This window comes from Polynucleobacter sp. 35-46-11 (assembly GCF_002281105.1).
The window spans coordinates 1-4,802 of record NZ_NCFJ01000379.1 but is presented as its reverse complement, the minus strand read 5'-3'; the positions used below and the strand labels follow the sequence as shown (position 1 = coordinate 4,802).

At 43.9% G+C, this 4,802-nt stretch carries 5 protein-coding genes; 4 read left to right on the top strand and 1 reads right to left on the bottom strand.

What is annotated here, in order from left to right; translation table 11 throughout:
* The coding region (locus B7Y67_RS15200) for a flagellin (RefSeq protein ID WP_367227292.1) at window positions 1-990 on the bottom strand (990 nt) is incomplete at its 3' end.
* A 251-nt stretch (window positions 991-1,241) separates the two neighbouring features.
* Here B7Y67_RS15200 and B7Y67_RS15195 point away from each other — a divergent pair.
* From B7Y67_RS15195 to fliD, 4 genes are all read left to right on the top strand, one after another.
* The gene (locus B7Y67_RS15195) at window positions 1,242-2,411 is read left to right on the top strand and encodes a hypothetical protein (protein ID WP_293599357.1); all 1,170 of its coding nucleotides are present in this window, start codon (window positions 1,242-1,244) and stop codon (window positions 2,409-2,411) included.
* 26 nt (window positions 2,412-2,437) lie between these two features.
* A complete protein-coding gene (locus tag B7Y67_RS15190) occupies window positions 2,438-2,908 on the top strand; it encodes a flagellin (protein WP_293599356.1) in 471 nt (156 codons plus the stop codon).
* An 86-nt stretch (window positions 2,909-2,994) separates the two neighbouring features.
* Window positions 2,995-3,396, top strand: coding sequence for a flagellar protein FlaG (locus B7Y67_RS15185; RefSeq protein ID WP_293599355.1), 402 nt, complete (start codon window positions 2,995-2,997; stop codon window positions 3,394-3,396).
* A gap of 118 nt (window positions 3,397-3,514) precedes the next feature.
* Window positions 3,515-4,802, top strand: a 1,288-nt coding sequence (gene fliD, locus B7Y67_RS15180; RefSeq protein ID WP_293599354.1) for a flagellar filament capping protein FliD, incomplete at its 3' end; no start/stop codon positions are given.

Genomic DNA, 4,802 nt, shown 5'->3' with positions numbered 1-4,802 from the left:
AGATTCATTAATAATAATGTCATAAGCGCCTTGAACAGTGGTTGGCGCTGCCAGTACCTGAAGGGCGCTAGGGTTGGTATTCGAAATTCCATTTGCGTTGACGGTGCCCTCAATTTCACTATCCGCCTTGGCGGTATTGGTAAGGTTAATTGGGTTATAGGCAATTAAGTCCGAATTATTTGGTCCAGCACCAAACTTAATTGCGGGACCTTCTTGAACAATTATTGGTTTGAATATATTGCTGAGGTTTTTGGCAATTTCTTCGCCGCTATCAGTTAGTCCATTAACCCCAACTGTACTGCTCTCAAGGCGCATCCAAATTCCAAAGTCGCCAAAATGGAGTGTTTCAACATCAGTAGACCCTGTTGGAGTATTAACTGTGATGGTTTGGGACCCTAAGGCATTGTCATTCCAATCTGTCTTTGTCATGGTGAGACTTGCGCCCCCACTGGAGAGCTTATAAATTCCTGGTCGTGCGTCTTGTACGCCCACCATAGTAATGATGGTGTTGTCTAAGGTGCCAACATTGGTTGAGCCAACCTTGATCCCGGAGTTGTTATCCCATACTCCGTGATTGGTTAAAAGTGACTGGTTATTGAATGTAGTGCGGTCAATTGTGTTTTGAATTTCGTTATTGAGATCAGCAAGTTCCTTGGCAATGTTGACCTTTTGAGCGCTGCTTAGGCCATCATTACCCCCCTTTACTGCTAATTGCTTAACCCGAAGAAGTATGTCTTGAATGGAGCTAAGTCCAATATCAGCTGTTTGGATCAAGTTGGTTGCCTGATTGAGATTTGAAACCGACTGATTTACAGCATTCATCTGACTCACCATGCTCATTGCAATAGCCAAACTTGCTGCATCATCCTGGGCGCCGTTAATTCTTTGCCCTGAAGAAAGCTTCTGAACTGTCGAAGAGAGTGCTTTCTGGGCTTCCAAAAGCCCTTGTTGAGCATATAAAGATGCTGAGCTTGGATCAATCGTGGTCATGTTATTCCTTTAGGGGCAGCCTCAAAAAAAGGAGGGGTTATGGCTTAACGGCTAAATATGAACAGGCGTTTAATCCAGAACGGCGGCACTTTCAGCCCCATCTGCCAATAGGTCACTCATTTTGGAGGCGCCAATAGCGGTTGCGAGGGATGAGCTAAAAAGTCCTAAACGCTTTCAAAGCTACATCCGTTAAGGAATACATGGAGAAGTGAATGCCTTGAGAATGAACTTGAGGCGCTTAGGAGAAAAATATGTCAACCGTAATTAACACCAACCTTGCATCGTTATTTGCTCAAAATAGCCTAGCAAACGCTCAAAATAACCTTGCAACTTCGGTTCAGCGTCTTTCATCTGGTTTGCGTATTAATAGCGCAAAAGATGATGCTGCTGGTTTGGCAATCTCCCAAAACATGCAAAGTCAAATTAACGGTACTAACCAGTCTGTACGTAATTTGAACGATGCAACTAATTTGTTGCAGACAGCTGATACTTCTTTGTCAACTATTCATGACATGCTTTTACGCCTAAAGCAATTGTCTACTCAAGGTTACGACGGTTCATTGTCAACTAGCCAGAAATTAGACATTGTGCAAGAGATGAAAGATCTCAATAGTGAGATTAACGCAACTGCACAACGCACTCAATTTAACGGTATTAACTTGTTAACTTCAGGTTCAACCGTTGACTTGAATAACTCCGATATTCGTTCTGGTGTTGCTTTGAGTACTACGGCGGTGTCTGTGGATATAACGACAGCTGGAAGCGTTGGCCTCCTAGTTACCGATGGTCTTGGCGATGCAGACTTGGGCGCGCAATTGGGAGCGGCTAATTTTGCCTCTACAGAAACAACTCTATCCATTAGCCTCGACCCTAATTTGCTAGCTAAAATCCCGGGTGACTATACATTTACTAGCAATGGCGCAAATCTGACATTGACTGGCACCTTTAACGGTCTTGCTCAATCCCAGACTGTAACTGTTGCTGATGCTACAGCTAATGACGTTGCTGGCGGCAATAAGACAACTGACCAAACACTCAATTTTGATACATTTGGCATTAAGTTAAACCTAAGCTCTACTCGTGCTGCGGGTGATAAGCTGCTTGGCTCAGCTATTGCAACCCAGATATCGGCTGCTGGTGATCTGACGGTTAATGGTGTAGGTAGCGAAATAACTGATGTAAGGCTATCGGGTGTTGCTCCTGGAACATATACTCTGACATACGATAGCGCAACAGATAAGGTTTCAATGGCTGGAACTGTTAATGGTGTGGCAACAACTCAAGCAGTTGCGCTCTCTGAAGGCGTTGCAAATACTACTCAGACATTAAACTTTAGCGCCTTTGGTGCTCAGATTGATATTAAGAGCTATCAAACTCATACAGCAGAGATGGTGGATCACCATCCGGTGATGGTGAGTTAGTTGTTAGCTCTGGCGCCAACAGTGCATTGAAGTTCCAAAGCGGCCCATCTTCAGATGCCTTTATTCAGATTGATACCTTGAACGTTCAAACTGGTACAACTGGCACTAATGCTGGTCAAGCTAGTGAAATGATGACTTTGGGTACTCGTATTACAGGCTCAGCTGCTGGTAACTTAGGCACACTGGGTAGCACTAATACGATTGAGCAATGGCAAACAGCATTTAAGAACGCTGCTGCTGCTGTAGATAACGCTATTGAATATATTTCAACTAAGCGCGCTACATTTGGTTCACAGATGAATCGCTTGAGCTATGTATCTACAAACTTACAAGCTCAAAGCACTAACTTGCAACAGTCACGTTCAGCAATGATGGATACCGACTTTGCCGCAGAAACTGCAAAACTGACTAAGGGTCAGATCATGCAACAAGCTGCAACAGCAATGTTGGCCCAGGCAAACCAAATGCCTAACGTGATCTTGTCATTGTTGAAGTAATAAGTTAGACCTACACACAAAAATCAGGGAGACCTGATTTTTGTGCTCTAGAAATGGGAATATAAGTTGTTGATGGGAGGTAAGTTATGAGTCAAGTCGCCGCATTAAATTCTGCGCCACAACCAGTGGCTACTGGAGTAATGCAACCGGCTGGTTCAGTTCCCGAGCGCGCAATACAGCCAGTTCGCAGCGATGCCGAAGTGGTTTCAAAAGCCGCTAGCACTGAAATTAAGCCGTCTGCAGTAAACGAAGTAACTCAGCCAACGCGTGAAGTGGTTGCAAAAGCCGCAGAGCAAATACAGAGCTTTGTGCAGTCTATGGGCCGTAATTTAAGTTTTTCAGTTGATAGCACTACCGGTTACCATATTGTTCGGGTTACAAATCCTCAAACTGGCGAGGTTGTTCGTCAGCTACCTACAGAGGAATTGATCCGGATTGCTCAGAGTTTTGAGCAATTAAACGCCGCTTTAGTTCATCAAAAAGCATAATATAGACATGTCAATTCTTAGAATTGGCATGTTTTTTGCATATTACAATCTACCTCACTATGTGTTTTGGGCGTTTAAAACGTAAATACCAAATTTTAAAAGGGTAGGAATCTAGGATATGGCAGTTTCTTCCAGCACAAGTTCATCCGCAAGCACTGGAACTGCATCTATTGATGTGGCAAGTATCGTTGCGCAATTGATGACTGTGGAAAATAAGCCTCTAGATGCAATTAATACTAAGATCACTCAACAACAAGTCATTATTAGTGACTTGGGCACCGTGAAAAGCAAGGTATCTGCACTTGGAGATGCCCTAAAAGCATTTCAGAATCCAAATTCTTATAATGCCTCTGTAGTTAGTACTTCAGACTCAACAGTGGTGCAAGCTACCGCTGCAAACGGTGCGCTTCTGGGTAATTACAATCTCACAGTAAGCGCTACTGCCCTGGCTTCAAAATATACTATCGCGGGTTATTCATCCACGAGTGATTTAGCCTCAATTGATTCTGAGGAAGGATTTTCAATTACCGTAGGGTCAACTACCTACAATACTCTTGGCACCCCTTCTGGAACTCCAGCTTTAGCCTCAACCGCCACGGTTGCTGAGCTTAAGGATTGGATCAATGCGCTTGGCGTTAATGTAAATGCTAGTCTTGTCCAGACAACCGATAGCTCCCACTTTGCTTTAATGATTCAAGGGACTCAAACGGGTTTAGCAAACGCTGTTACGTACACTGGGATTTCCCTTATTGATCCTCCAAGCATTGACCCTACAGATGGTGATGGAATCTCTGAAGAAACGGCAACAGTAACTTTTAACGCCATGTCTGCGGGGGAGATGCTCACAATTGCAGGCCTCACTTTTACTGCTGGTGCTACTGGCGCAACTGCGGAGCAAGTGGCTGATGCGTTTGCTAATCTTGCGGAGGGATCAACGGCGGCAAGTGCAAACACTGCGAATGGCTTAGGGGATGTTGCAGGTGGATCGTTTACTGCTGGCACGCTAGTCAACTGGGAGACTGGTGATTCGGATCCTAGTGGTGAATTGGTCTTCACTAACACTTCAAGCTTAGATGATGTAACTAATTTATCAAGCTCAGGTTCTGCGGGCGGCTTATCTACTTCCACTGTCAGTTCGGCTCAAGATGCTGCCTTTACTATGAATGGTACAAGCTTTACTCGATCGACTAATTCAATTAGCGATGTTATTACTGGTGTTACTTTAAATTTAGTTAAAGATTCAGGTACAGCGCAGGTTATTAATGTTGCGCGTGGTGCTGATGGTTCACAAAAAACTATTACAGATCTTATTACGGCGTATAACGATTTAATAGCAACGTATAAGACTATGACAGCAAATGCCAATAATTCCACATCATCGAAAGTAGGAACGTTTGCAAATTCAC

Coding starts and splice junctions, on each gene's coding strand:
- B7Y67_RS15195 (WP_293599357.1), top strand. CDS start 1,242: ATGTCAACCGTAATTAACACCAACCTTGCATCGTTATTTGCTCAAAAT.
- B7Y67_RS15185 (WP_293599355.1), top strand. CDS start 2,995: ATGAGTCAAGTCGCCGCATTAAATTCTGCGCCACAACCAGTGGCTACT.